General features: G+C 59.8%; 26 protein-coding genes and 1 riboswitch. Of the genes, 7 read left to right on the forward strand and 19 right to left on the reverse strand.

The features are described 5' to 3' along the window. Positions 1 to 63: 63 nt before the first annotated feature. Positions 64 to 981, reverse strand: a complete 918-nt coding sequence (metA, locus tag ACFSR7_RS12195) for a homoserine O-acetyltransferase MetA (RefSeq protein WP_378116192.1) — start codon at positions 979 to 981, stop codon at positions 64 to 66. 91 nt (positions 982 to 1,072) lie between these two features. Then, a riboswitch (SAM riboswitch) is annotated at positions 1,073 to 1,189 on the reverse strand. A 414-nt stretch (positions 1,190 to 1,603) separates the two neighbouring features. On the opposite strand from metA, the gene corA reads away from it, so the two are divergent. Next, complete coding sequence (gene corA, locus ACFSR7_RS12200; RefSeq protein WP_378161820.1) at positions 1,604 to 2,539, forward strand: magnesium/cobalt transporter CorA; 936 nt, start codon at positions 1,604 to 1,606, stop codon at positions 2,537 to 2,539. 76 nt (positions 2,540 to 2,615) lie between these two features. Here the strand turns inward: corA and ACFSR7_RS12205 are convergent, their stop codons facing one another. Both ACFSR7_RS12205 and ACFSR7_RS12210 read right to left on the reverse strand, forming a co-directional pair. Then, entirely contained in the window at positions 2,616 to 4,013 is a 1,398-nt protein-coding gene (locus ACFSR7_RS12205; protein WP_378161822.1) for an MATE family efflux transporter, read from the reverse strand. A gap of 128 nt (positions 4,014 to 4,141) precedes the next feature. Beyond that, positions 4,142 to 5,146, reverse strand: a complete 1,005-nt coding sequence (locus tag ACFSR7_RS12210; RefSeq protein ID WP_378161824.1) for an HRDC domain-containing protein — start codon at positions 5,144 to 5,146, stop codon at positions 4,142 to 4,144. Between the two features lie 289 nt (positions 5,147 to 5,435). Between ACFSR7_RS12210 and ACFSR7_RS12215 the strand changes: the two genes are divergently transcribed. From ACFSR7_RS12215 to ACFSR7_RS12225, 3 genes are all read left to right on the forward strand, one after another. Beyond that, positions 5,436 to 6,548, forward strand: coding sequence for a nitric oxide synthase oxygenase (locus tag ACFSR7_RS12215; RefSeq protein WP_378161826.1), 1,113 nt, complete (start codon positions 5,436 to 5,438; stop codon positions 6,546 to 6,548). A 25-nt stretch (positions 6,549 to 6,573) separates the two neighbouring features. Beyond that, entirely contained in the window at positions 6,574 to 6,870 is a 297-nt protein-coding gene (locus tag ACFSR7_RS12220; protein WP_378161828.1) for a DUF3055 domain-containing protein, read from the forward strand. An 82-nt stretch (positions 6,871 to 6,952) separates the two neighbouring features. Continuing rightward, positions 6,953 to 7,216, forward strand: coding sequence for a hypothetical protein (locus ACFSR7_RS12225; protein ID WP_378161830.1), 264 nt, complete (start codon positions 6,953 to 6,955; stop codon positions 7,214 to 7,216). 147 nt (positions 7,217 to 7,363) lie between these two features. Here ACFSR7_RS12225 and ACFSR7_RS12230 read toward each other — a convergent pair whose 3' ends face one another. The 12 genes from ACFSR7_RS12230 to ACFSR7_RS12285 all read right to left on the reverse strand — a co-directional run bounded on the left by ACFSR7_RS12230 (position 7,364) and on the right by ACFSR7_RS12285 (position 16,574). Beyond that, complete coding sequence (locus ACFSR7_RS12230) at positions 7,364 to 8,350, reverse strand: 5'-3' exonuclease (RefSeq protein ID WP_378161832.1); 987 nt, start codon at positions 8,348 to 8,350, stop codon at positions 7,364 to 7,366. Positions 8,351 to 8,444: 94 nt separating this feature from the next. After that, positions 8,445 to 9,641 (reverse strand): aminotransferase class I/II-fold pyridoxal phosphate-dependent enzyme, encoded by a 1,197-nt coding sequence (locus tag ACFSR7_RS12235; protein WP_378161834.1) that lies wholly within the window; start codon positions 9,639 to 9,641, stop codon positions 8,445 to 8,447. Between the two features lie 44 nt (positions 9,642 to 9,685). Beyond that, the gene (locus tag ACFSR7_RS12240) at positions 9,686 to 10,954 is read right to left on the reverse strand and encodes a site-2 protease family protein (protein ID WP_378161836.1); all 1,269 of its coding nucleotides are present in this window, start codon (positions 10,952 to 10,954) and stop codon (positions 9,686 to 9,688) included. Further along, the gene (locus tag ACFSR7_RS12245; RefSeq protein WP_378161838.1) at positions 10,944 to 11,309 is read right to left on the reverse strand and encodes an arsenate reductase family protein; all 366 of its coding nucleotides are present in this window, start codon (positions 11,307 to 11,309) and stop codon (positions 10,944 to 10,946) included. The genes ACFSR7_RS12240 and ACFSR7_RS12245 overlap by 11 nt, the downstream gene beginning before the upstream one ends. A gap of 33 nt (positions 11,310 to 11,342) precedes the next feature. Beyond that, a complete protein-coding gene (locus ACFSR7_RS12250; RefSeq protein ID WP_378161840.1) occupies positions 11,343 to 12,323 on the reverse strand; it encodes an RluA family pseudouridine synthase in 981 nt (326 codons plus the stop codon). A 5-nt stretch (positions 12,324 to 12,328) separates the two neighbouring features. Next, entirely contained in the window at positions 12,329 to 12,946 is a 618-nt protein-coding gene (locus ACFSR7_RS12255) for a cob(I)yrinic acid a,c-diamide adenosyltransferase (RefSeq protein ID WP_378161842.1), read from the reverse strand. A gap of 17 nt (positions 12,947 to 12,963) precedes the next feature. Next, the gene (locus tag ACFSR7_RS12260; protein ID WP_378161844.1) at positions 12,964 to 13,581 is read right to left on the reverse strand and encodes a bifunctional adenosylcobinamide kinase/adenosylcobinamide-phosphate guanylyltransferase; all 618 of its coding nucleotides are present in this window, start codon (positions 13,579 to 13,581) and stop codon (positions 12,964 to 12,966) included. 131 nt (positions 13,582 to 13,712) lie between these two features. Further along, positions 13,713 to 13,973, reverse strand: a complete 261-nt coding sequence (locus ACFSR7_RS12265; protein ID WP_378161846.1) for a Spo0E family sporulation regulatory protein-aspartic acid phosphatase — start codon at positions 13,971 to 13,973, stop codon at positions 13,713 to 13,715. Positions 13,974 to 14,066: 93 nt separating this feature from the next. Next, the gene (locus ACFSR7_RS12270; protein WP_378161848.1) at positions 14,067 to 15,278 is read right to left on the reverse strand and encodes an aminotransferase class I/II-fold pyridoxal phosphate-dependent enzyme; all 1,212 of its coding nucleotides are present in this window, start codon (positions 15,276 to 15,278) and stop codon (positions 14,067 to 14,069) included. 41 nt (positions 15,279 to 15,319) lie between these two features. Then, positions 15,320 to 15,811 (reverse strand): Lrp/AsnC family transcriptional regulator, encoded by a 492-nt coding sequence (locus tag ACFSR7_RS12275; RefSeq protein ID WP_282907627.1) that lies wholly within the window; start codon positions 15,809 to 15,811, stop codon positions 15,320 to 15,322. Between the two features lie 140 nt (positions 15,812 to 15,951). After that, complete coding sequence (locus tag ACFSR7_RS12280) at positions 15,952 to 16,320, reverse strand: spore coat protein (protein ID WP_378161851.1); 369 nt, start codon at positions 16,318 to 16,320, stop codon at positions 15,952 to 15,954. A 29-nt stretch (positions 16,321 to 16,349) separates the two neighbouring features. Beyond that, complete coding sequence (locus ACFSR7_RS12285) at positions 16,350 to 16,574, reverse strand: hypothetical protein (RefSeq protein ID WP_378161853.1); 225 nt, start codon at positions 16,572 to 16,574, stop codon at positions 16,350 to 16,352. Between the two features lie 131 nt (positions 16,575 to 16,705). Between ACFSR7_RS12285 and ACFSR7_RS12290 the strand changes: the two genes are divergently transcribed. Then, positions 16,706 to 16,954, forward strand: a complete 249-nt coding sequence (locus ACFSR7_RS12290; protein WP_378161855.1) for a hypothetical protein — start codon at positions 16,706 to 16,708, stop codon at positions 16,952 to 16,954. 23 nt (positions 16,955 to 16,977) lie between these two features. On the opposite strand, the gene cysK is transcribed toward ACFSR7_RS12290, so the two are convergent. The 4 genes from cysK to ACFSR7_RS12310 all read right to left on the reverse strand — a co-directional run bounded on the left by cysK (position 16,978) and on the right by ACFSR7_RS12310 (position 21,410). Continuing rightward, positions 16,978 to 17,898, reverse strand: coding sequence for a cysteine synthase A (cysK, locus tag ACFSR7_RS12295; protein WP_378161857.1), 921 nt, complete (start codon positions 17,896 to 17,898; stop codon positions 16,978 to 16,980). Between the two features lie 10 nt (positions 17,899 to 17,908). Continuing rightward, on the reverse strand, positions 17,909 to 18,478 hold the full coding sequence (locus ACFSR7_RS12300) for a hypothetical protein (protein WP_378161859.1): 570 nt from the start codon (positions 18,476 to 18,478) through the stop codon (positions 17,909 to 17,911). Positions 18,479 to 18,591: 113 nt separating this feature from the next. Beyond that, on the reverse strand, positions 18,592 to 19,023 hold the full coding sequence (locus ACFSR7_RS12305; protein WP_378116230.1) for a DUF350 domain-containing protein: 432 nt from the start codon (positions 19,021 to 19,023) through the stop codon (positions 18,592 to 18,594). 17 nt (positions 19,024 to 19,040) lie between these two features. After that, positions 19,041 to 21,410, reverse strand: coding sequence for an endonuclease MutS2 (locus tag ACFSR7_RS12310; protein WP_378161861.1), 2,370 nt, complete (start codon positions 21,408 to 21,410; stop codon positions 19,041 to 19,043). A 154-nt stretch (positions 21,411 to 21,564) separates the two neighbouring features. Between ACFSR7_RS12310 and ACFSR7_RS12315 the strand changes: the two genes are divergently transcribed. Together ACFSR7_RS12315 and ACFSR7_RS12320 are read left to right on the forward strand one after the other, a co-directional pair. Next, a complete protein-coding gene (locus ACFSR7_RS12315) occupies positions 21,565 to 21,921 on the forward strand; it encodes a phage holin family protein (protein WP_090109809.1) in 357 nt (118 codons plus the stop codon). Positions 21,922 to 22,382: 461 nt separating this feature from the next. Further along, positions 22,383 to 22,754, forward strand: a complete 372-nt coding sequence (locus ACFSR7_RS12320; RefSeq protein ID WP_378161863.1) for a cupredoxin domain-containing protein — start codon at positions 22,383 to 22,385, stop codon at positions 22,752 to 22,754. Positions 22,755 to 22,766: the final 12 nt, after the last annotated feature.

Raw genomic sequence — 22,766 nt, forward strand, 5'->3', positions numbered from 1 at the left:
TCGATCGATCTCGCCGTCTCTGCACATGCGTGCGTATAAGCGCGTCTCCTGCGGCTCCTCCGCTCAGATGCCCGCGCCTAGGTCGTACGGCGTCTCCTGATACACATAGTAGTTCAGCCAGTTGGAATACAACAGGTTCGCGTGCGCGCGCCACGTCGACAGCGGCATTTTGGACGGATCGTCCTTCGGGTAATAATTTTTCGGCACGTCGATCCGAAGTCCCTTGGCCTTGTCGCGATCGTATTCCCACTTCAGCGTGTTCGGGTCGTACTCGGAATGTCCGGTAACGAAAATCTGCTTGCCCCCGCGAGACGCCACGATGTACACCCCGGCTTCCTCGGATTCGGCCCATACTTCGAGCTGCTGCACTTTGTCGATATCCTCGCGCCTTACCTCGGTATGCCGGGACTGAGGCACGTAAAACATTTCGTCGAATCCGCGCAGCAGCGGCACGTTGCGTCTCGCGATCGTATGCGGGAACACGCCGAACAGCTTTTCTTCAAGCGGCAGCTTAGGCACGCCGAAGTGGTGATAAAGGCCGGCTTGGGCCGCCCAACATATATGGAAGGTCGAAGTGACGTACTTCGCGCTCCAGTCCATGATATCCTTCAGCTCTTCCCAATAGTTGACCTCTTCGAAAGGCAGAGTCTCTACGGGCGCGCCCGTTATGATCAGACCGTCGTAACGCTGGTGGGAGATCTCGTCGAACGTCTTATAGAAGCTCTCCAGGTGCTCGGAAGAGGTGTTCTTGGATGTGTGGGTCTTTGGATGGAGAAGCACGACCTCCACCTGCAGCGGCGTATTGCCGATCAACCGCAACAGCTGCGTCTCGGTCGTTTCCTTCGTCGGCATCAGATTCAGTATCGCAATGCGAAGCGGCCGAATATCCTGGTGGTAGGCGACGCTTTCGTCCATGACGAATATGTTTTCTCCGGCCAATATCTCCTTGGCGGGCAAATTGTCGGGTACCTTGATGGGCATAATATCACTCCTAATCAGGTGTGTTGGCAAAACAAAAGACCCGCTTTCGTCAGAAAGGGGTCGTCGTGAACAAACGGTCGCGCGATCGCCTCTCTCATCTCCCAGAAACGTTCGAAACGAACGTCTTCGCAAGAATTAGCACCGTGCGTACGCTACGCCGGTTGCCGGGCTTCATCGGGCTAGTCCCTCCGCCTGCTCTTGATAAGATGGGCAAAACTATTCGGTTGTAGAGGTTAAACTACAATTAATGTAACCGATCGGCCCGCTTCCGTCAAGCGTCCAAACAGCCGCGATAAATTGTCCTTGAAAGGGATGAAGCGGAGGATTATACTTAACACGGATTGCGCCCGGACAGGGCGGATTCGCAGCTAAGCATCGATCCGAAAAACGGAAGGGGGGAGCCGGTCATGGAAGGAGATCATCCTGGGCCAAGTCGCACTTCAAGACGCATTGCCGCAGGACGAGAGTCCGCCGCCGAAGCCCCGCGCTTGCCCGGCTCCGCCGAGTAAACCCCTTCGCACGCGGATGTTCGCCCTGCATAATACGACAGCGCCGTACCCATGCGACCTTGAACAGGCGCGCCGGACGGCGCTTAAGCCGATTATGACAAGGAGCGATATCCATGAAAATCCGCCTGGTTCGTCAAGGCGTATTCACGCCTGTTGAAGATATTACCGAAACGCTTATTCCGCCGGATGAAGGCTTCTACTGGATCGATGCGGATATCGACGATCTGGTCGTCCTGCAGCCGCTGTTCGGCATCCACGATCTGGCCGTCGAAGACTGCATGACCGAGGAAGAGCAGCGCCCCAAGCTTGAGGTTTACGAGAGCCATTATTTTCTGGTCATCAACAGCATCCGGTTCGACGACGAGGAGATTTTCCTCCGCGCATTGAACGTCTTCCTGGGGAAGCATTATCTGATCACCGTCACCCGGCAGAAGATCAACGAGCTGCGCAGCATCAAGCCGATTCTCTGGGAGCAGGAGGTCAACTCCGCGGACAGATTGATGTACCATCTCGTAGATATCGTCGTCGACAATTATTTCTCCGTCGGCGACCGGATCGAAGCCCGCATCGAGCAGCTCGAGGAAGATATTCTGATGCACACCAAAAAGTCGCATCTTACCGAGATCATCGGGCTGCGAAGCGAGATTTTGTGGCTCAAGAAAGTGCTGGGCCCGCAGCGCGACGTCATCGCCACGCTGAACAAGCGGGATCTGCGGCTTATCGATCACCAGCTGCAAAAGTACTTTATCGACATTCACGAAAATGCCGTCAAAATTTACGAAACATTCGAAACATACCGGGATCTGATGGGCAACTTGCGCGAAGCCTACCAGTCCAGCGTCGCCAACCGCGCCAACGAGATCATGCGCGTGTTCACGGCGCTGACGACGATCTTCATGCCTCTTACATTCCTCACCGGGGTGTACGGGATGAACTTCGATTACATTCCCGGGATGCACGACCAGTACGGATCCGTCGTGCTGCTGTGCATTATGATCGGCCTCGGCTTCGGCATGTTCTATATATTCCGCAAGAAGGATTGGCTATGAACGACGCCGGCCCTTTACCTCAGACAAGGCGCTCCTGATACGCTGCAGCCGCAGCGACTCCGGAGCGCCTTTGTCGTTAAATATGGGATGAGGCCTGCACGCCGCCGGCCGTCACGCCGAGCGCCCCTGCGCCGCTGCCGCCGTCGTCGGCGAACAGACCTCGCTTGCGGTGATGCCGCCAGCGAATGTACAGCACAACACCCCGTATATACTCGTCGAGAATCATGCCTGCATAGACGCCGTACAATCCCCAACCCAGCTGGATGCCCAGAACGTAAGTAAGGCCGACGGACACCAGCCACTGGCTGGGTATCGATATTTTCATCATATAACGGCTGTCGCCGACCGCCACAATCGACTGACCAAGCGCCATATTCAGCATCTTGCCCGGCTGAAGGATTAGATTCAGCCACAGAAGCACGATCGCCATGTCCACGATCCACGGATCGTCCGTAAAAAAAGTGATGATCTGCTTGCGGAACAGGAGCATGAGCGCCGTATTAAACATGACGAACGCCATGCCGTACCCCATCGCCCGATAGGCGCTGCGATACGCCTCTCTCAGCCTTCCCTGCCCGAACAGGTAGGCGATCAGGATCTGTACCGCCATCGCGTAAGACCATCCGATCGTGAACGCGAACGATTCCATCGTGTTCATATAGGTCCGTGCCGCCAGCTCCTGCGCCCCCATCACGCCGATCAGCCCCGTGATCGCGAGCTGCGAGATCTGCCACGAGCCGCCATTGATGCTGAGCGGCCAGCCAATGCGCAAGATTTCCCTCGACTTGCTCCAGTCCGGACGCAAAAACTCGCGGATCCCGATCCGGCCGCCAAAAGCCGAGCGGAACACGTAAAGCAGCAGCACGACCGACGCGGCCCGCACGAACAGCGTCGACAGCGACACGCCGAACAGCCCCCATTTCGGAAAGCCGAACAGTCCGAAAATAAACAAAGCATTCAAAAAGATGTGAACGACGTTCATCATGATCGCGATGTACATCGGAGACCGCGTATTGCCGGTGTTGCGGACGGCGGTAGACAGCGCATTGCCGATGGCCGTGAAGATCATGCCCCCGCCGACGATCGACATATAATCCTTCGCGAGCGGGCGAATATCGTGAGGCATCCCAAGCCATCCTGCAAATTGGCTGGCTCCGAATATCATCAGCAGGCTGACGACGAGCCCGATCGCGCCGGTCAGGACGACGGAGACGATCGCCAGCTTGCGCGCCTCGTACGCTTCGCCCGCGCCGAGCCGGTTGGCGATTAGAATGCCCGCGCCGCTTGCGACCAGCATAAAAACGACGATAACGGCATTAAAAAACTGGTTGGAAAAGCCGACGACGGCGACCGCTTCGTCCGAGATCCGGCTTACCATCAGCGTATCCGACGTACCGATGGCAAACGCCAGGAACATCTCGATCATAATAGGCCAAGTGAGACGGCCGAGCTTCATTTTTTTGTCCAGTTCCATGTAAGTAAGCGCCCCTCGCCGAACCTGCATGCGTGCCGATTCAATATCCTTGGCATCATATCACGTCCGGTTCGGCTGCAAAAGGGCGCTTTATTGCCGTGAACGCGGGTTTATGGCCGAATTCGACCTTAAATCGCGATCTTCCTGCTCCTACGGAAGGTTATGCGAAGCATGCGCAGCTTCTCGTACTGTCGCTCGGTCTCGGCATATTCCGTGCCCGCCTGGCCCCCGTACACCCGCTGCTGCAGCGGCTTGAGAAAGCGGTCCCCCAACTCGTCCATGGCGCCCAAGGCGACTTCCTTCTCCTGCTCCGGCACGGCGGCCAGCTCCTGATCGATCAGCGGCAGCACGTCGTAGCCCTCCTCGTCAAGCTGCTCGATCCGCGCGATCAGTTCCCTGCGTGCGCATTGCATCCGCTCAGCCAGCTCCGAAAGTGTGCTTCCCTCGCGGATACCCGCCAGCAGCTTGCGCTTCTCCTGAATGAGCGACAAGCTTTTACCGTAGCGATCTTCGCGCTGGGCGAACATCCAGGCGGCATATTGATCGGCGGATACCGCACCGGATACCCAATCCAGCGGAAACGCATGGCTGCGCTCCGTCTTGCCCAGCATCGCGACAAGCTCCGCGCCGTACCTCTCCGCCTTCAGCTTGCCGAAGCCGGGCACCTGCTGGAGCTCCGCCTGGCTGTGCGGCAGATAGACCGCCAAGCCGTGCAGCTCTCGATTGGTCGCGATCATATAAGCAGGCCGCTTCTCCTCGGCTGCCTTCGTTCTTCGCCATACGCGAAGCGACTCGACGACATTGTCCGAGGACGGCTGTCCGTCCGCGTAGCACTGGAGCAGCGTCTGCAGCTGAGGCTTGCGCTCCCAGAACGGCGTATCCTCGAGCATGCCGTCCAGCATTGGACGATAGCCTTCCTTCATCCGGCCGGCAACGCCGTGCCGGAACGACGACAGCAGCTCCTCCCAGCTCGTGCCCTCGTACCAGATCGTCCGCTCGGCATCCCCGCTCTCGGCCGTCTCTTGCCAGCCTGCGGTCCAGTTGCCTTGCTCCTCCCCGATAAATACTTGTCCTTCGCGCCCCGCCGGGAAGCCGCTGTCTTGCTCGAGCCGGTTCAAAAACACGATCTTCATAGCCTTTGTCCTCCTTGTATGGGTCCGGCGTCAGCCGGCATTGGGATACCAAGTCGTCCAAGGGAGAAAAAAGGCGACAAAAAAAGGAAGCACCTCGTCCCGCGCTTGGCGATAGAGGTGCTTCCTCATCCGTTCGACCTGTTCTGCTCAAGCGTACCAAAAACAGGCTATTTTGACAAGAGGCTTTAGGCAACGATATTCACAGGATCTACTTTTGCCGGGCTAGTGCCGATATGTTAAGGTAAACTCAACATGTTGCCATAATGGCCGCGAAGGAGTGCCGATGTCGATGCACAGTTCGTCTTTAACCGATATTGGCTTACGATCGCTGCAATCCGAGGCCGAGCTTTTTCTGACGCGTTATGCGGAGGAAACCGGGATGGAAGGAACCGCCGCAGCTGTCAGACGTCGGGAAGCGCTTGAGGAGATTGCTGCGACGGGAACCTACAGGCATACGCCCGAAGAGCTGATGCACGGCACAAAGATGGCGTGGCGCAATGCCAACCGCTGCATCGGCCGGTTGTTCTGGAACCGGATGCAGGTGTTCGACGAACGCGACGCGACCAGCGAAGAAGAGGTATTCGACGCCCTGCTGCGGCATCTCGCGTTCGCCACCAATGGCGGGGAGATCCGTCCTGCGATCACGATCCTGCCGGCCGGCGGCGCAGGCAGGGATACGTTTCGGATCTGGAACCACCAGCTGCTGCGTTATGCGGGCTACGAAGGTCCTTCCGGCATCGTAGGCGACCCTGCCTCTGTCCGGTTTACGCAGGTTTGCGAGCAGCTCGGCTGGCGGGGCGAAGGTACGCCCTTCGACCTGCTCCCGCTGGTCGTACAGCTTGGAGATAAGCCTCCGCGGCTGTTCGAGCTTCCTCGTTCTCACGTGCTCGAAGTTCCCTTGACGCACCCGGACAAAAACATTTTCTCTGGATTCCCTGCCAAATGGTACGCAGTTCCCGTCATATCCGACATGCTGCTCGAGATCGGGGGCATCCATTACCCTGCGGCACCCTTTAACGGCTGGTATATGGGCACGGAGATCGGCTCGCGCAATCTTGGCGACGAAGCCAGATACAATTTGCTACCACGGGTTGCGGCCAATCTGGGTCTGGATACGTCTTCAAACACGACGCTATGGAAGGACCGGGCGCTGGTCGAGCTCAACGCCGCGGTGCTTCATTCCTTCCGGCGCGACGGTGTCACGATCGTCGATCATCATACGGCCGCGCAGCAGTTCAGCATTTTCGAGCGCAATGAAGAAAAAGCCGGCAGAGACGTTACCGGCCGCTGGTCCTGGCTGATCCCGCCGCTGTCCCCTTCAGCTACCTCCATTTTCCACAAAAGCTATGAGGATCGCATCGTCAGCCCACAATTCATACATCAAAATCCACCGTACGAATAAACAAAATGGAAGGGAGCACTCCAACATGGAAATGACGGACTTCGACTTTCTCTCGGACAGTACGGAACAAACTTCAACGCGTTTTGTGACCTTCGTATCTCCGGGCTTGAACCGCTTCGATCTGGCGATCGTGACGACAAACCGATTTTATGGCAAAAAGCTCGTAATCGACATGCAATCCGGCCGAAGCGGCGTGCTCGCTTACGACGATCTTGAGGAAGAAGGCGTCATCGCGGCCGTCTTCCGTTTGGAAGAAGCTGCAGCAGCCGAGCTGTCGCAATTTTTGGCGCTCGTCCTGGGCGAGGTTCATTTTACGGACTGACCGCCTGCGGCATCGGCCATGCATGATTCGTTCACGCAGGACGCATAATAGGCTCATCCTTACGATAAAGGAGGGCCTTCTCATGTCCCGCTTCCTTTCCGAAGAACGTCGCCCCGATACGGACCTCAGCACGGTGGAGTCGGCCCGCAACGATCTTTTTCTGGAAGAGTTCCCGGAAGGGCCTTACGGCGCCGCTCTTGTTACGAATTTAAAATTGGGCCGCTCCAAGCCCTGGCGCATCGACCAGGATACGCATGTCGGCTACGAAAATATCGAGCTTCACGAGGATCTGCCCCGCGCATATCCGGGTGAAGATCCGCTCGGGGATACGGACGACGACCGTTAAGACACCACATCGTCCGTCATAGACAAAGAACGGTTGGGCAGGGAAATCCCTTCAACCGTTCTTTGTTTTTATTAAACGACTCCGATGCCTGCAAGACGGTATGCAAAAAAAAAAATCGCCGGCCCATCCCCGGCGATTGGTACGTCCCTATAATCGCTCGACGTCCGCTTCGGCAAACGTGAGCTCCGCCTGCAATACTTCCGACTCCGCGAACGGATCTTCCGCCGCCGCAGCAGCCTCGGCGCGTCCGAGCAATTCCGCTGCGCTCAGCAGCTTGTACAAGCCGCCGAACTCCAGCTCCTCGAACTTGCGCGTTGCCGCTTCACGCCTGATTTCCAACACGCATTCTTCCAGCGTGCAGGCGATCGGCGCGTCCAGGCGAATCGTCGCCAGCTCGCGAGACAGATGCAGCAGCTCCAGGTTCGCTTCGATCTTGGCGCGTACGCCTTTGGCCAGCTTGTCGAGATTGTCCAGCACGCCCTCGACGGACCGGTACTCGAGCAGCAGCTTGTGCGCCGTCTTCTCCCCGATGCCCGGCACGCCCGGATAGTTGTCGCTCGTATCCCCCATGAACGCCTTCAGATCGACGATCTGACCTGGCGTCAGCTGCCTTTCGCTCATCAGTGTCTCCAGGTCGTATACGGCATAATTGAGCTTGCCTTTTTTCATGATGACGACCTTCACGCGGTCCGATACGAGCTGCAGCAAGTCATGGTCCCCAGTCAGCACGTAGACCTCGGCATCCGCGCTGAGCGCGGCAGCGAGCGTGCCGATGCAATCGTCGGCTTCGAAGCCGCGCATGCCTACGTTAAGCACGCCCATCTCCGCGACGACTTCCTTGACCAGGTCGAACTGCGGAATCAGCTCGAGCGGCGGCTCCGGGCGATTGCCCTTGTAGGCGCCGAACTGCTCCGTCCTGAAGGTCGAGCTCCCCATGTCCCAGCAGCAGACGACATGCGTGGGCCGGAACGTCTTGATCGCATCGAAAAAGTATTGAACGAAGCCGTGGACCGCGTTGGTCGGCAGCCCGGCCTTCGTCTTGCGGATATAACCGGTATAAGAGGTCGCAAAGTAGGCTCTGAACAAAATCGCCATACCGTCGACCAGCAGCACTCTTTGATCGTTGCCGTTCATTTCATCTATCACCCTCGCGCGTAAACTATCACCCTATTATAGCATAACGCGCAGTTTGGTCCCGGTTCCTTATTTATCCGGCGGCGCCTTCGGATCAGCGGGAATCGGACGGGGCATGCTCCCGTAAAAATCGTCCGATCCGCGCCGCAGCCTCCCGCAGCCGCTCCTCCGGCTCGACAAGCGCAAAGCGGACATATCCTTCGCCGAGCGCGCCGAACGCGTTGCCGGGAATGACCGCCACGCCGGCATGCGCCAGCATCGATCTGGCGAGCTCGCGCGAGCTCCAGCCGGCAGGCACGGGCGCCCAGGCGAACATCGAGCCGCGCGGCGCGGGAATCGTCCAGCCCGCCGCGGCCATCGCCGAGATGAAGGCGTCCCGGCGCCACTCGTACTCCGGCGCGACAGGGTCCGGTGCGTTCATGTCCAGCTCGAGCGCTTCGACTGCCGCTTCCTGCACGGCGAGAAATACGCCGAAATCGATATTGTTCTTCAACGCGCGAAGGCTGTCCAGCACCTCGGGATTGCCGACCGCGAAGCCGATGCGCGCGCCGGCGAGATGGAACGACTTGGATAGCGAATGAAACTCTATCGCAATCTCCTTGGCGCCGGGCACCTCCAGCACGCTCGGCGGCTTGAAGCCGTCGTACGCCATCTCGCTATAGGCGTTGTCGTGCACGAGCAGAACGCCGCGACGCTTCGCGACGGCTACCGCTTCCTCGAAAAAGGACAGGTCCGCAACCGCGGCAGTCGGATTGCTCGGATAGCTGAGGAGCATGAATTTGACCTTGTTCCAGACATCGTCAGGAATGGCATCGAAGTCGGGCAGGTAGCCGCGCTCCGCCGTCAGCGGCAGCGGCACGGTCTCCACGCCTGCTACGGCCAGGCCGGCCTGATAGACGGGATAACCCGGGTCGGGCAGCATCGCCGCATCCCCGGGATTGGTCACGGCCAGCGCCAGGTGGGCGAGACCGTCCTGCGTCCCCATGAGCGAGAGTATCTCCCGCTCGGGATCCAGCGCGACGCGGAACCGGTGCTTGAACCACTCCGCGACCTTCAGTCGAAAAGCGGGGCTGCCTTCCGTGCCCGGATAGCGGTAAAGCTCGGGCCGCAGGCTGGCCGCGGCCAGCCGCTCGCGAATTCCGATTGCCGGCGGCTGGTCGGGACTGCCGATATCGAGCGCGATCACGTCCACGCCCGCCGATCGGGCTGCGGCCTTCCAGCCGGCCACCTCCGAAAATATAGCCGAACCCAGACGGTCCAGCCGATCCGATCTCCAAGCTTGCCGATTCATCTTTTACAGCTTCCTTCCTCTGTGCGCGGCACGACCCGGCCGCATTATTGCGCCGGGTTCGTCCAGCCTGCTTCTTGAATGACCCACATCATATAGACCAGAACGACGATAAGGCCGACGTACAAGCTTCCGATCCGCCATCTGTCGCGGCTTTTCACTTCGTAATAATTGTCCGGCTCGTATACGTTGCCTTCGACCCGCACCTTCAGCGTCAGGTTCTGCTCGGCGTCCGGTCCCTCCAGCTGATAGGCGTAAACGCGCCGAATTAGGATCGCCTGGTCGATCGGCAGCTCTCCCTTGAAGGTCAGCGCCTCCCACTCGAACTCGACCATATGCTGGCCGTCCAGCTTGCAGTAGGCCGAATAGGGCAGCTCGCGCAGATGATGGGTGCCGCGGTAATACCAGTCCGGCAGGGCGGGATCCGCTTTGGCCTGATAGACACCTTCGGCGATATGGACCGGCCCTTCGCCGCGCTTCGCCTTGAACTTCCGATACGTCGTGAACAGGAACCATACCCAAATCAGGATAAAAATAAAGCTATGCGTGTACCAGATGACGAACGGACCGATCACGACGCCTGCGAGCCAGATCCAACGATTCACGGCAGACGCGATCCTGCCGCCGTCGAGCGGTCGGACCGGCACGAGATTAAACAGGTTGAGGAAAAAGCCGACATACGCCAGCATATGCCACACGGGACTATCCGTATAAACGCCGATGCCGTAACAAACGAAAGCTGCGGCCGTGCCCAAATACGGTCCCCCGAGCGCGATATCCGCTTCGGTCGCCGCGTCCTTCGGATTGCGCTTCATCATAATCGCCGCGCCGAGGAACGGAATAAACAACGGCGCGGTCACCGGCAATCCTTTTCGCTTCGCGACCCATACATGTCCCATCTCGTGAACGAAGATGAGCGCGACGAGCCCGACGGCGAACGACCACGGATAAATAATGGCGTACGCGCCCACCGTAATCGCCATCGAGATCAGCGGCTTGCCGAACTTCAGGAACAGCAGCAGCGCAGCCTTGCCCTTTCCGAGCAAAAAAGCGAGCACGGCGCCGAACGCCCACGAGCCGCCATTGCTTTTGCGCTTGCCGCCCTCGTCCTCCGCCGCAGGCCCCTCTTCTTCGTCGCCATGCGACGGCGGAACAGGCGGCGCGTTCGGATCGATCGGCTTGGGCTGCGGGAGATGCGAGCCTGGCGGCAGGTTCGCGCCCGGCGGCAAGCCAGGGTCCATCAGTCCTTCCTGCCGGCCGTCCGCCGGCTTTTGCTGATCAAGCGTCCCTTTATGTTCCCGGCCGTCACTCGGCATAGGCGCGCTTCAGCTCCTCTTCGCGATAGCCTACGGTCGCTTTCCGTCCATCCGAGACGACCGGGCGCTTGATCAGCATGCCGTTGCCGGCGAGCAGCTCCAGCTGCTCGTCGTCCGACAGCTGCGCCATGCGATCCTTCAGTCCGAGCGAACGGTAGACGTCGCCCGCGGTATTGAACCATTTGCCTATCGTAAGGCCGCTGTCCGCGACCAGCTTGCGAAGCTCCTGCACGGACGGCGGAGATTCCTTGATATGAATCAAATTCAGTTCATGCCCCTCGGCCTGCAGCGTCTTGATCGCTTTGCGGCAGGTGTCGCAGGACGGGTATTGGTAGACGGTCAACTTTTTAGACATTGCTGCGTTCCTCCAGGTTCGATAAATGCATGCTCAAAGGGCGTCCAGACCCGGCGGAAGCTCGCGCAGGACGCGCTCCAGCTCGAGCAGATCGGCGGGCAGCGGCGCTTCGAGCTTCGTCTCGACGCCGTTCACCGGATGGCGGAACGCGAGCTGCGCCGCATGGAGCGCCTGCCTGCCGATCGCACCGGAGAGCGCGCCGGCGAGCGGCGTGCGCGTCCAGGCCGGATCGGCGTAATAAGCGTCGCCGACGAGCGGACATCCGATCGCGCCCATATGCACGCGAATTTGGTGCGTCCGCCCCGTGCCGAGACGGATGTCCAGCGCGCTCGCGCCGCAAGGGTACGCTTCGGACAACGAATAATAAGTAAGCGAAGGCTGACCGTCCTCGCGAACGGCGCGCCTGTGCGGGTCTTCAGGCACGCGGCCGATCGGCGCATTCACCTCGCCCCGATCCGCAGGTGGACGGCCGTAAGCGTATGCGCGGTACTGCTTGAGCACCGTGCCCGCCGTCATCTGGGCGGACAGCTGCTGCTGCGCGTACGGATGCTTGGCGACGATCACGAGGCCGGACGTATCCTCGTCCAGCCGGTTGACCGGGCGGAACCGACAGCGCTCGCCGCGCTCCCGCCAGTAATGCACGACGCCGTTCGCGAGCGTGTTCGCATAATGGCCGGTCGTCGGGTGGACGATGACGCCCGCAGGCTTGTTGAGAACGAGCAGATCGTCGTCCTCATGCACGATATCTAGCGCCATCTGCTGCGGCAAAATATCGTCCGAGGACTCCTCCGCCATGCGCAGCGCCACGACATCGCCCGCCGATAAAATAAAACTGGAAAACACCGGGTTCCCGTTAACGGTCACGCCTTCTTCTGAGGCCTTCAGCTTCGTCCAGAGCCGCCGCGAGATGCCTACCCGGTTGCGAAGTACGTCGCGCAGCATGCGGCCTTCGTCCCGCTCGTCAGCGACGTGTACAAGCGGCTTGTAATACCCTTCCGTGCGTTCCCATTCCATCGATGCTATAGCTCCTTGCCGATACGGCGGAAAACCGCCGCTCCCCTCTCGTATTCAACGTCCTGCAAGCCAGCCTTGGCATTGGCGGCGCGCGCCGCCGCAAAAAAATAGTCAGACAGCCGGTTGAGATACTTCGCGACTTCGGGCGGACACGGCCTGCCCGTGGCCGCCAAGGTCACGACCGCGCGCTCCGCACGCCGACAGACGGTGCGGCAGACGTGCAGCGCGGCGGCGGTCGCTGTCCCGCCAGGCAAAATAAACCTCGCGATCGGCGGATTGCCGGCCTCGTGGCGGTCGATCCATGCCTCCAGCCGCTCCGCCAGCTCGGGCTGGACCTTCAGTTGCTCCGGCTGCGGCGCCGCGTAGGACAGGTCCGATCCGCAGTCGAACAGCTCGTGCTGGATGACGGTCAACTCTTCAAGCAGCCGGGTTTCGAACGCGCGGACGCCTTCCGATGGTTCGGTTGCCGCTTCCTCTGTCCCCGCCGTGGCCGCCGCCAGACCGACGAACGAATTGAGCTCGTCGATCGTCCCGAAAGCTTCCACCCGTTCGTCGTCCTTTTTTACCTTGCCGCCGATGACCGAAGTCGTGCCTTTGTCGCCGGTTCTCGTGTATAGCTTCATCGCCCTGTCCTCCCGAATCAGATCCGTTCGCCCCGAATCGCCTCGGCGATTCCGAACGACAGACGGTAGATCGTATGCGAAGCAGCGGCCAACCTCCGGTTGGATTCGGCCAGCAGCTTGATGTAGGCTCTCTCGCGGGGGTCCGGAACTAGACCCGCAGACGCCTCTTCGGTCACGACGATGACGACGCCTTCGAACGCTAGCAGCGCGCCGAGCAACTCGCCCGCTTCGGCAGCCAGTCCTCCGTTATTTACTTCGCCAGGGCGCACTTCGAGCACGCGATGCCGCAGCCAGCCTGACAGGCTGTCCAGCACCAGCGCCCTTCGCTCGGCCCGGTAAGGGTTCGAGTCCAGATTGACGCGTGTCAGCGTCTGCGCGCAGGCGCCGTCCGCCGGCAGCTGCGTCCATGCGAAGCCGCGCCTTCCCGGCGTATGCTTCACGTCGGCGAACGCATCCGCGGTTTGGTTATCGGAGCCTGCCTTGGAGTCCGTGCCCGTACCAGCGCCCTGGGTAGCGTCAAGCAGCGGCCAAGCGGGACAAGCGAAGCTGATCGCCTCCCGTCCCAGCGACTCCGCCAACAACCTGGCGTATGCCGATTTGCCCGCCCCCGTGCCGCCGGTTACCAACAGGAGCATGTCCCGTCACCTCCCAGGCGCAAAAATATCTAGCTTAACTATAGCACAATCACAGGGCGACTTGAAAAAGCGCCGGGCCGGAGCGGAGCAAGCATGCCCAAAAATAAAAAGTCCGGAGCGAAGCTCCGGACTTATCGGGCATGATAGCTGAGTCTCATGTATTCGTTGATCTTCACGTCGAGCATGCGGCTGATCTCCATGACAGGCTCCGCGGTGAAGGAGTCTTCCCGCAGGAAAGTCTCCGTCATGCGTCGCCGGAGCAGATCGATTTCTTCGATAAGGCTTCGGTCGTTATAAGAGGAAGACGCGCCGGCTTCACTGTAGGCATTCCTGGCGGACGCCCATGTCGCGGGCCGATCCGGATCCAAAGAATGATTGCTTGCTGTCGCCATCGTTTTCCCCCTCTCCGCAGCTACGGGCAAGTCTGCAAAACAAGGGTAATTATAGCAGAACTTTAGAAAAAATAACATCCTTTTTCCAATTTTCTACTTTAGCTGCCGGACAAACTCTCCGATACGCTCCAGCGCCTCGGTTAATTGAGCGACGGAGGAAGCGTAGGAACACCGGATAAAGCCCTCTCCCCCGCTGCCGAATACGTGTCCGGGCACGGCCGCGACCTTCGCGTCTCTCACGAGCTGCATGGAAAACGCCTCGGACGACAGGCCGGTCGACTCAATCGAAGGGAAAACGTAAAATGCGCCTTGCGGCTCGTGGCAGTCCAGACCGATATCCCTGAAGCCCTGGACGACGAGCCTTCTTCTCTGATTGTAGGACTCGACCATGCGATACATCTCTTCCATGCCGTTCTTGAGCGCTTCAAGCGCGGCGACCTGGCCCATGATCGGGGCGCACATGACGGTATACTGATGGATCTTCAGCATCGCGCCAATTAATTCGGGATGGCCGCAAGCGTAGCCCATGCGCCAGCCCGTCATGGCGAACGCCTTGGAAAATCCGCTTACCAGTATCGTACGGTCCTTCATGCCGGGCAAGGAGGCGAAGCTCACGTGCTTGGAGCCATACGTCAGCTCTGCGTAGATCTCGTCGGACACGACAATCAGGTCGTGCTCTTCGACGAGCTTTGCAATCGGCAGCATATCCTCGTAGCTCATGATCGCACCCGTCGGATTGCTCGGATAGGAGAGAATCAGCAGCTTGGAACGCGGCGTGATCGCTGCGCGCAAGCCTTCCTCCGTCAGCCGGAAGCCATCCTTGGCAAATGTCTCGATGCCCACGGGAACGCCGCCGCCGAGCGCGGTAATCGGGTTGTACGGAACGTAGCAGGGCTCGGGGATCAGTACCTCGTCCCCCGGCTCGACGAGCGCCCGGATCGCAAGGTCGATCGCCTCGCTCCCGCCGATCGTCACGAGCACTTCGTTGCCGGGCTCGTACTGCAAATTAAACTGCTTGTTCAAATAAGAGGCAATCTCTTCGCGCAGCTCCAGCATGCCTGCATTGGACGTGTACTGCGTCTTGCCCTTTTCAAGCGAATAGACCGCTGCGTCGCGAATATGCCACGGCGTCACGAAGTCCGGCTCGCCCACGCCCAGCGAGATGATGCTGCCGTCCTTGCTGGCGCTGACCAGATCGAAAAACCTGCGGATGCCGGACGGCGGAATAGCGCGCGCGCCGGCGGACAAATAGCGATTCATCCCCTCGGTCGATTCCTTGCCGCGCGTCTGTTGATTCGTAATCATTGGACAACCGTCCTTTTCGAAATACTCGCTCCCTTATCGCGTCAAGGGGAAACGAGCAGGCGCTGATCACCCTCGAATTCCTCGAAGATAATCCCGTCCTGTTTATATTTTTTAAGAATGAAAAAGGTCTTGGTCGCGATAACGGATTCGATGGTCGACAGCTTGTTGGAGACGAACGAAGCGACTTCCTTGAGCGTCTTGCCTTCGATCTCTACCTGCAAGTCGTAAGCGCCCGACATCAGGTATACCGACTTGACCTCGGGATACAGATAAATGCGCTCCGCGATACTCTCGAAGCCCCGTCCGCGCTCCGGCGTGCATTCGACCTGAATGAGCGCCGTCACTTTTTCGTCGTCCACCTTGCTCCAATTCACGACTGTCGCGTACTTAACGATTACATGGTCCCGCTCCATCTCTGCGATGGCGGCAGACACTTCGACTTCGTCCGCCCCAAGCATCGTAGCGATGGTCGAAGCGGACAATCTCGCGTCTTCCTTGAGCAGATCCAGAATCTTCAACTTAAATTCGTTCATGGGGATCCCTCCTGAATACCTCTCATCTTACATCAAATACAGGCCCCGTGAAAAGGAAATTCAATATCGCACGCCTATAAAAAACCTCCCGCCGGATGCTGTCGTCCGGGGGAGGAGGATGCCAGCGCGTTGCTTCGCGCTCAGTGCTGCTGCATTTGCTGCTGGGCGTTTTGCTGCGGCTGCTGCCAGGCAGGCATCGCGCCCTGCTTCGTTTGCTGCACGAATTGCTGCGTCTTCGTTTGGGTGTCCTGGTACGTCTTCAGGTTCTTGTCGATCTCCTGCCGCAGCGTCGGCGAGGAGGCGTTGTACATGTTGGCCGATTGCATCGTGTTGTACAATTCGCCCTGCATCTGCAGCGTCACGTTCAGCAGCTGCGTGAATTGCTGGCGAACCGTCGGACAGACCGATTCGGTGGCTGCCGTCGCGTATTCGCGCGTCACGCGCTTCAGATCCGCGAGCACGGTATAAGCCAAATCCTCGTCAGGCATAAACTGGTTTGCTGGCGCCATTTCGTGTGGCCTCCCTTTCGGATGCGATTCTAGGCTTGGGGTTGCGTCGGAGCGAGCGGCTGGTGCTGCTGGAGCAGCGACAGCAGCGTCTGATAATGCTGCGTGTGCACCTGCGCCTGATGATCGAGCACCTGCTTGATTTGCTGATTCGAACATGACGCGGAAGCGGCCGTGCATTGCTTGATGAGCAGATCCTCGTTGGACATCGAATCCGCGATGTACTCGAGCTCCTTGCCGGTGATCGGTTGAAGCATGACGATCCCTCCTGTAATTGGACAATCGAGCATAGTATGCGGCCAACCCCTGTCGCTTATCCCTTCATGCGGCGTTGTAAGAAAACCTGCACAAAATATAGCAACCGGATCGGGCAACCATGAGGCGTGACGTGGCGCTGAACGGCGTTACATTGCGAGTTCGGGCCGTCAAACGGCGTGATGTGGCGCTGTACGGCGTTACATTGCGGGTTCGGGCCGCCAAGCGGCATAATGTGGCGCTGTACGGCGTTACATTGTGGGTTCGGGCCGTCAAACGGCATAATGTGGCGCTGTACGGCGTTACATTGCGGGTTCGCGGCACGACAACAAAAAAAGAGGCTCTCCAAGGAGCCTCTGGCAAAGACAAAGCTATCTTTTGAGCAAACAGCCCCGCAGAACGAGCTTAAAACAAATCCATCGACAAGTACCGTTCGCCCGTATCCGGCGCGATGCACAGCACCCGCTTGCCCTTGCCCAACTTGCGGGCCAGCTGGAGCGCAGTCCATACCGAAGCGCCGGACGAGGGGCCTGCCAGTATCCCTTCCTCGCGCGCCAGCCGCCTCATCGTGTCGATCGCGTCGTCGTCCGTCACCTGTACGATCTCGTCGTAGACGTCGGTGTTCAGGATGGACGGAACGAAGCCCGGGCTGGTGCCGACCAGCTTGTGCGGTCCCGGCACGCCGCCCGACAGTACGGGAGAGCCGGCCGGCTCCACGACGGACACGTGCAGATTCGGCAGCCTGGCCTTGAGCACTTCGCCGGTACCCGTGATCGTGCCGCCAGTGCCCGCCGTGGCCACGAACGCGTCCAGCCGTGCGTCCGTCTGCTCCAGAATTTCAAGCGCCGTCGTTCGGCGGTGTACGTCGGGGTTGGCGGCGTTCTCGAACTGGTTGGGCATGAAGCTGCCTGGCGTGCCCGCTGCGATGGACTGCGCTTCCCGGATGGCTCCGGGCATACGCTGCGATGCGGGCGTCAGCACGACCTCGGCGCCGTAAGCCTTCAACAGGTCGATGCGTTCCTTGGACATATTGTCAGGCATGACGAGGATAAGCCTATAGCCTCTGGCCGCCGCGTTCATGGCCAAGCCGATGCCCGTGTTGCCGCTCGTCGGCTCGACGATCAGCGAGCCCGGCCCGATCAAGCCCCTGGCTTCGGCGTCTTCGATGAGCGAGCTCGCCGCCCGGTCCTTCACGCTCCCGCTCGGATTGAAGCGCTCAAGCTTGACCAGCACTTCGGCGTCGTCGGGACCGGCCAGACGATTAAGCCGGACGGCCGGCGTATCGCCGATCAACTCCGTCACGCTCTGATAAACCAGCTTCTTCATGTTCGTCGTCTCACTTTCCGTCTGCTTCGGGTTCCCGGCTCAGATTGTCCCCGATGCGGCTGCGGTCCTCTTCGGACAGCGCATACTCCATCGTGAAGCACGATGGGCACATATACAGCGTCATCGAAAACGGCGCCTCGAGAACCGCCCCGCCGCGCAGCCGCTCCGGCCGCTTGGACGTAAACGAGGCGGCCTGTACGACCTGTCGGCCCGTCTCGACCATGTATTCGCGGCATTGGGGGCATTCCGGCACGAATTCCTGTTCGTCCAGAATCGCTTCGACCGTATCCTCGTACCGGAGCAGCGCTTCGTCCTTGCCGCGCAAGTCGTCGTCGCCGTCCAGGCCGAATCCCGCCAGGTCTTCGGGAAGATCGCGGTGACGCCGGCGCCCGTAAAGCGCTTGGTCTTCCGTTTCCTCCTCTTCGTCCTCTGCCGGCTCTTCTTCTCCCAGACCGAATTGAAGCGTCCGGTAACCGCTTAACTCGTTGTCGCAGACCGGACAGTACTTGTCCGGCTCTTCTCCCGGCTCCTGAATAATCTCGGATTGACACCAGGGGCAAATGATCACGTTGGCAGCCACGGCTTTAACCCTCCCTCAACATATAGACGACGCCTAGAATAAAGAAAAGGGCCGCAAGCGCGAACAGCGTTCCCCATAAATACTTCATACGAAACCTCCTGCGACGGCCGCTGTCAATCCAGCGTCACCGCCGCGCCGATAATATAGGAAAGCGATACGGATAGCAGCAGGGAGATGAGTCCCACCGCGCGATTATCCTTGCCGATCTCCTCGTCGATGCGGAATACCGGCGTGACGAACTCGAACAGCAGGTACGCGGCGAGCAGGAGCAGAAATCCGCCCCCCGCCCATAGCATGCTCTCGTAGATGCTGTCTTTGGATTGGATGGAAAACCGGAAAATGTTGCAGATACCGAATATTTTGCCGCCGGTGGCCATGGCGACCGCAATGTTGCCTTTGCGGATCTCCTGCCAGCATTCGTACTTGGTCACCCGCTCGAAGCAGTACAGGCAGATGATCAGCATCAGAATGCCGACGGAAAAATACGCCGGGATCGCAACCGCCGGATGGGACAGCAGCCGGTCGATGGAACTGGGCTCATTCATGCGGAACGCTCCTAACGCTAGTTCAGCTCCGCCACGGTAACGCCGGCGCCGCCCTCGCCATAATTGCCGAGCCTATAGCTTTTCACGTGCTTGTGCCTGCGCAGGAACTCCTGAATGCCCGTACGCAGCGCCCCCGTTCCTTTGCCATGAATGATATAGACCTGGTGCAGATTCGAAAGGAACGATTCGTCGAGAAAACGGTCCGTCTCGATGATCGCCTCGTCAAGCGTAGCACCCCGCAGGTCCAGCTCCGTCCGAATCTGGTCCGAAGCCGCACGCTTCACGGTCGCGCCGGCCGCAACGGGCTGCGACTTTTTGGCTGCCGTGTCTTTCGGAGCCTTGACCGGCTCGAGATCCGCCAGCGCCACCTTCATCTTCATGATGCCGAGCTGGACGAACGCATCGTCGCCCGCCAGTTCGACGATATGGCCTTTTTGGCCGCCGAGGCTATAAACCTTGACCTCGTCGCCCGGCCCGAGCTTCGCGCTCTTGGATGCGGCCGGACGCGGCTTCGCCACCGGCGCCGGCACGGCATCGTCCAGCCTGCGGCGGGCTTCGATGAGCTTGTGCTCCTTGACGCTCGCCGCTTCTTCCAGGGCGAGCTTGCGCAGGTCGGCGATGATCTCCTCGGCCTCGCGCCGCGCCTTCGCCACTTGAAGCCTGGCTTCCTCGCGGGCGTCTTCGAGCAGCTTGACGCGCTGATCCTGAAGCTTCGCACGGTCTTCCTCGAGCTTGAGACGCAGCTCCTCGGCCTCGCGCTTGATCCGCTCCGCCAGCTGGCGCTCCGACTCGGCCGTCCGGCGGTCCCGCTCGAGCGAAGCGATCATCGTATCGACCTTGAGTTCGTCGTCCGACACCTCGCCCCGCGCGTGGTCGATAATCGACCGGGGCAGACCGAGCCGCTCCGCGATCGCAAAGGCGTTGCTTCGGCCCGGCACGCCGACAAGCAGCCGGTAAGTAGGACTCAGCGTCGCGACGTCGAACTCCATGCTGGCGTTCATGATGCCCTCGCGATTGTATGCATACGCCTTCAGCTCGCTGTAGTGAGTCGTGGCAAGGAGTCTGCAGCGCAGGCGGTGCAGATGCTCGAGGATCGCGATCGCGAGCGCCGAGCCTTCCGCAGGGTCGGTGCCCGCGCCGAGCTCGTCGAGCAGCACGAGGCTGCTGCTTGTCACTTGGCCCAGCATGCCGATTAGGTTCGTCATATGGCTGGAGAACGTACTCAAACTTTGCTCGATGCTCTGCTCGTCGCCTATATCCGCGTAGATCCCGTCGAAAACGCAAAGGACCGTGCCTTCGTCGGCGGGTACGAACAAGCCGGACATCGCCATCAGACTGAGCAGGCCTACCGTCTTGAGCGACACCGTCTTGCCGCCCGTATTCGGTCCGGTGACGATGATCGCCGAGTGCTTATCGTCCAGCTCGATATCGGTCGGCACGACTTTCCTGGGGTCGATCAGCGGATGGCGGGCCCGCTTCAGCCGCAGGCGGCCTTCGCCGTTCATCTGCGGCTTGGTCGCCTGCATCCGGTCGGCGAGCTTCGCCCGCGCGAAGATCGAATCGATGTATCCGAGCGCTTCGGCGTCGCCGATGAGCAGCTCTCCTTTGACGCCGACGCTCTCGGACAGCTGCCGCAGGATCCGTTCGATCTCGCGCGTTTCGCGGAGTTTGAGCTCGCGGAGCTTGTTGTTGATCTGAAGGACCGCCTCCGGTTCGATAAACAGCGTTGCGCCGCTCCCCGACTGGTCGTGTACGATGCCGCCGAAATTCGAGCGATACTCCGCTTTGACGGGAATGACATACCGGTCCCCGCGCATCGTAATAAGCGCGTCCTGCAGCATCTTCTGCACCGAGGACGAGCGAATCATGCTTTCGAGCTTTTCCCGGGCGCGTCCTTCGTTCGTACGGATCTCTCTGCGAATGGCAGCCAGCTCGGCGCTGGCGGCGTCGAGCACGTCGCCCTGCTCGTCAATGCACCGGCGAATCTCGTCTTCCTGCTGCTTGGCATCGATAAGCGGCTCGCAAAGATCCTCGAGCAGCGGGATATCCGCTTCTTCGGAAACGGCGCCTACGTACTTGCGGATCCGCCGCGAGCCCAGGATGAACTGGGCGATATCCATGAGCTCGGACGGCAGCAGCATGGCCCCGAGCTTCGCCCGCCCGAGCGCAGGACGCACGTCCGTAATGCCGCCGAACGGCGGAGCGCCCTTGACGTCCATCGCGCGTACCGCTTCGGCCGTCGTATCGAGCCGCCTGTTCACGTCCCTCAGATCCGAGGACGGACGGATGAGGGCTGCCTGCTCCTTGCCGAGCGAGGTCTCGCCGAGCTCGCGAAGCCGCTCGCTGATTTTATCGTATTCCAATGTATATAGCGCCTTGTCGTTCACGGCGTTGCGCCAACTCCTCTCGCCTCCCATTATATCCGATGGCGGCTGCGCTTGCATTACGACTCCGTTATAACCGGCGGGCAAACTGGATACAATACCTTTAATGCCGGCGATACCGCCGGACGACAGCCCCACAACGGGAGGTAATCAAGCCATGCATTTTTTAGGACACGTCGTACGCTTTATCGTGTCGGCGATCGTGCTGATGATCGTCGGTTACCTGGTTCCGCATTTCACCGTGGGCGGCTTCTGGAGCGCCCTCATGCTCGCGCTCGTGATCGCCGTGCTCGGATGGATTATTGAGGCGATTTTCGGCAAAAACGTGACCCCCTTCGGTCGCGGCATCGTCGGGTTCCTGTGCAGCGCGCTCGTCATCTGGCTCGCGCAGTTCGTCGTCAGCGGCGTATCGGCCTCGATCCTGGGCGCCCTGCTCGCGGCGCTTGTCATCGGGATTATCGATCTGTTCATCCCGATCGGCAACCCGTACAAAGCCGGCAAGCGTCACGATTAAAAGGAAACTTGCAAAACGCAATCCAAAAACCTCGCGTCTCCATTATAGGATGACGCGAGGTTTTTCGACGATTGCCTGCAGTTCGCGAAGCTGTCCGGCCAGCGATACGGGATCGTCGCGCAGCCATTCCTGCCCCAGGACGTACCCCCGCCCTCAGCGAACGGCCTCCAGTTCCGACCAGAGCCGGCTCTGTTTCAGCCGCTCGAACTGCTGCCGCGACCGAACTGCGTCGTAACGATCCGCTGCGGACGCGCCGGAATCGTCACCTCTCTGCCCAAGGCTTCTTTGTAGACGATCGTATCGGCCTCGCTCCCGGCAGCCGGGGAGGATGGGGCGGAAGACGATTCTGCGAAGCCGGATGAGCCGCTCCATTTTTATCCTTGCGACAGGATATGCTAATATAGAAAAGTCTGGGCATGACCCGCTCATACCCGGCAAACGAGGGATGGGGGGAAATAAGAATGGTACACAAAAAAATAGCCGCCGCACTGGTCGCGCTTGCATTAACGGGAGCGCTCGCCGCATGCGGAGGCAAAAACGACAATGCCGCGGAGCAGGAGACGGCTACCGCATCGCAGGACCTGGTGATCCATGCCACCAACTGGAAGTTCGACCAAACCGAATACACCGTGCCGAAGGATACGCCGATTCGCTACACGCTCGAGAACGAGCAAGGCGCGCATGGCGTCGAGATTGAAAAGGCAGGCGTCAAGCTGAGCAACGGCAAGAAGTCCAAGGTCGCAACGCTAGCAGCCGGCACTTATACGATCAAATGCAACATCGTCTGCGGACAAGGGCATTTATCGATGAAGGCCACGTTGATCGTTAAATAAAGCACATAAAGA

It is taken from the genome of Cohnella sp. GCM10020058, from assembly GCF_042683485.1.
In the GTDB taxonomy this organism is placed as follows: domain Bacteria; phylum Bacillota; class Bacilli; order Paenibacillales; family Paenibacillaceae; genus Cohnella.

Excerpts from the sequence above, each read along its gene's own strand:
- metA (WP_378116192.1), bottom strand. The coding sequence starts at position 981 with ATGCCCATCAAGGTACCCGACAATTTGCCCGCCAAGGAGATATTGGCC.
- corA (WP_378161820.1), top strand. The coding sequence starts at position 1,604 with ATGAAAATCCGCCTGGTTCGTCAAGGCGTATTCACGCCTGTTGAAGAT.
- ACFSR7_RS12205 (WP_378161822.1), bottom strand. The coding sequence starts at position 4,013 with ATGGAACTGGACAAAAAAATGAAGCTCGGCCGTCTCACTTGGCCTATT.
- ACFSR7_RS12210 (WP_378161824.1), bottom strand. The coding sequence starts at position 5,146 with ATGAAGATCGTGTTTTTGAACCGGCTCGAGCAAGACAGCGGCTTCCCG.
- ACFSR7_RS12215 (WP_378161826.1), top strand. The coding sequence starts at position 5,436 with ATGCACAGTTCGTCTTTAACCGATATTGGCTTACGATCGCTGCAATCC.
- ACFSR7_RS12220 (WP_378161828.1), top strand. The coding sequence starts at position 6,574 with ATGGAAATGACGGACTTCGACTTTCTCTCGGACAGTACGGAACAAACT.
- ACFSR7_RS12225 (WP_378161830.1), top strand. The coding sequence starts at position 6,953 with ATGTCCCGCTTCCTTTCCGAAGAACGTCGCCCCGATACGGACCTCAGC.
- ACFSR7_RS12230 (WP_378161832.1), bottom strand. The coding sequence starts at position 8,350 with ATGAACGGCAACGATCAAAGAGTGCTGCTGGTCGACGGTATGGCGATT.
- ACFSR7_RS12235 (WP_378161834.1), bottom strand. The coding sequence starts at position 9,641 with ATGAATCGGCAAGCTTGGAGATCGGATCGGCTGGACCGTCTGGGTTCG.
- ACFSR7_RS12240 (WP_378161836.1), bottom strand. The coding sequence starts at position 10,954 with ATGCCGAGTGACGGCCGGGAACATAAAGGGACGCTTGATCAGCAAAAG.
- ACFSR7_RS12245 (WP_378161838.1), bottom strand. The coding sequence starts at position 11,309 with ATGTCTAAAAAGTTGACCGTCTACCAATACCCGTCCTGCGACACCTGC.
- ACFSR7_RS12250 (WP_378161840.1), bottom strand. The coding sequence starts at position 12,323 with ATGGAATGGGAACGCACGGAAGGGTATTACAAGCCGCTTGTACACGTC.
- ACFSR7_RS12255 (WP_378161842.1), bottom strand. The coding sequence starts at position 12,946 with ATGAAGCTATACACGAGAACCGGCGACAAAGGCACGACTTCGGTCATC.
- ACFSR7_RS12260 (WP_378161844.1), bottom strand. The coding sequence starts at position 13,581 with ATGCTCCTGTTGGTAACCGGCGGCACGGGGGCGGGCAAATCGGCATAC.
- ACFSR7_RS12265 (WP_378161846.1), bottom strand. The coding sequence starts at position 13,973 with ATGGCGACAGCAAGCAATCATTCTTTGGATCCGGATCGGCCCGCGACA.
- ACFSR7_RS12270 (WP_378161848.1), bottom strand. The coding sequence starts at position 15,278 with ATGATTACGAATCAACAGACGCGCGGCAAGGAATCGACCGAGGGGATG.
- ACFSR7_RS12275 (WP_282907627.1), bottom strand. The coding sequence starts at position 15,811 with ATGAACGAATTTAAGTTGAAGATTCTGGATCTGCTCAAGGAAGACGCG.
- ACFSR7_RS12280 (WP_378161851.1), bottom strand. The coding sequence starts at position 16,320 with ATGGCGCCAGCAAACCAGTTTATGCCTGACGAGGATTTGGCTTATACC.
- ACFSR7_RS12285 (WP_378161853.1), bottom strand. The coding sequence starts at position 16,574 with ATGCTTCAACCGATCACCGGCAAGGAGCTCGAGTACATCGCGGATTCG.
- cysK (WP_378161857.1), bottom strand. The coding sequence starts at position 17,898 with ATGAAGAAGCTGGTTTATCAGAGCGTGACGGAGTTGATCGGCGATACG.
- ACFSR7_RS12305 (WP_378116230.1), bottom strand. The coding sequence starts at position 19,023 with ATGAATGAGCCCAGTTCCATCGACCGGCTGCTGTCCCATCCGGCGGTT.
- ACFSR7_RS12315 (WP_090109809.1), top strand. The coding sequence starts at position 21,565 with ATGCATTTTTTAGGACACGTCGTACGCTTTATCGTGTCGGCGATCGTG.
- ACFSR7_RS12320 (WP_378161863.1), top strand. The coding sequence starts at position 22,383 with ATGGTACACAAAAAAATAGCCGCCGCACTGGTCGCGCTTGCATTAACG.